Source organism: Xenorhabdus yunnanensis (assembly GCF_028598805.1).
GTDB classification, from domain to species: domain Bacteria; phylum Pseudomonadota; class Gammaproteobacteria; order Enterobacterales; family Enterobacteriaceae; genus Xenorhabdus; species Xenorhabdus yunnanensis.
Window position 1 is genome coordinate 1 of the sequence record NZ_JAQRFI010000339.1, and the last position, 223, is coordinate 223.

The following is a 223-nucleotide window of genomic DNA, read 5'->3' on the forward strand; positions in this document are numbered from 1 at the left end:
GAGTGTTAACTGGGATACTACCGAAAACCTGTTTATTGAAGGCGACAACCTTGAAGTGCTTAAGTTGCTGCAAAAGTCTTATCACAAAAAGATAAAGATGATTTATATCGATCCTCCTTACAATACGGGTAAGGATTTTGTTTATAAAGATAATTTCCGTGGCAATTGGCTGAATATGCTTTATCCCAGACTGAAATTAGCCAGAGATTTATTGTCTGATGAG

1 protein-coding gene is annotated in these 223 nt (G+C 36.3%); it reads left to right on the top strand.

Annotation, left to right across the window (positions count from 1 at the left end):
• Nucleotides 1-223, top strand: a 223-nt coding sequence (locus tag PSI23_RS22505; RefSeq protein ID WP_273557100.1) for a DNA methyltransferase, incomplete at both ends; no start/stop codon positions are given.